2 protein-coding genes are annotated in these 1,328 nt (G+C 46.2%); both read right to left on the bottom strand.

What is annotated here, in order from left to right:
• On the bottom strand, positions 1-1,009 hold a 1,009-nt coding region (locus tag KIV40_RS29920), incomplete at its 3' end, for a cyclopropane-fatty-acyl-phospholipid synthase family protein (RefSeq protein ID WP_285352903.1).
• Between the two features lie 31 nt (positions 1,010-1,040).
• On the bottom strand, positions 1,041-1,328 hold a 288-nt coding region (locus KIV40_RS29915; RefSeq protein WP_285352902.1), incomplete at its 5' end, for a DUF1365 family protein.

The raw sequence follows: 1,328 nt of genomic DNA, 5'->3' as shown, positions 1-1,328 counted from the left end.
GACCTGTCATGACGGCAACAGAGGGTAGGCAGCCGCCTGGGAGGATATATTTCTGAATGAAATCGACCCCTTTACGGTATTTCTCATAACGCCCATCTGCGATGGTGATCGCTTGTATCAACATCTTGCCTGTTGGCTTGAGCAGCTGAGAGCAGGTAGTAAAGAAGGTTTGTAGAAATTCATGACCAACCGCTTCAATCATCTCAATAGAGACTAGCTTGTCGTATTGGCCTGATAGGTTGCGATAGTCCTCTTTAAGCAGAGTGATCTTGTCGCTTAGCCCGAGTGCTTCAATGCGCTGCTTGGCAAGTTCGTGCTGAGCATCAGAGATAGTCGTGGTTGTAACACGGCAGCCGTAGTTTTGCGCCATGAATATCGCAAGTCCACCCCACCCAGTGCCTATCTCAACCACACTGTCTTGTTCTGTTAACTCTAAGCGTTCACAAATGGTACGCATCTTATTTTGCTGAGCGTCTGCGAGCTTGGTAGCTTGTTCACTGTAGATAGCTGAAGAGTATTGCATTGATGGGTCTAAGAAGCGCTCGTAAAGCTCATTGCCAATATCGTAGTGAGCCAGAATGTTACGTTTCGAGCCTTGCTCTGTATTGGCGTTCTGCTTTCTCAAAAACAGATTTTTAATCTTGGACAGCCACTGTGTCTTGTCATCTAGCTCGTCGAGTTGCTGCTGGTTGCGAGCCATGATTTGAATGACACGAGTTAGATGTGGACTTGTCCACTTGCCGTCACTGTACGTCTCTGAAGCGCCAATACTGCCGTTAAGGACAACGTCTTTAAAGAAACTAGAATCGTGAATGACAATCTCGGCGTGAAGGTTGGCTTCTCGGTCACCAAATATTGAATGCTCATCCCCTTCGATGACTTCGAGCTTGGTTCCCTGTAAGCGTTCCAGAATAGTGAAAACAAGGCTTCGATACTTACAGTTTTTGTTCAGCACTGCGGTTTGAGGCTGCTGCTTGATGTTGTGATTTTGTTTGGCAAGCTGTTCCATGTAGACCTCGCTGAGAAATTTCTCGTCTTAGTTAATTCTTGTATTGTGGTGGCTTGGAAACTGAGTCTGGGTGCGAGATAAAGGGCACCTTTTTGATGAACAGCTTCAAAGCCTGATAATAAATGCCTAGCACAACCTTAGTGGTCATGGCCGGAGTTCGAATCAGTGTTTGTCGTATATCACTGGCAGTCATCGGTTGTTTTTCGAGTGCCAATGTGGCGTCAAATACATTCTTGTCTCCGGGATATTGCTCGTCCCTATGATTTTCAATATGGACTAAAGTGCGGCGTGATGGAGGCTTGATCTTCCAATGGTAAGT

The sequence above is a fragment of the Vibrio sp. D173a genome, assembly GCF_030248475.1.
This window is presented reverse-complemented; position numbering and strand designations above follow the sequence as displayed.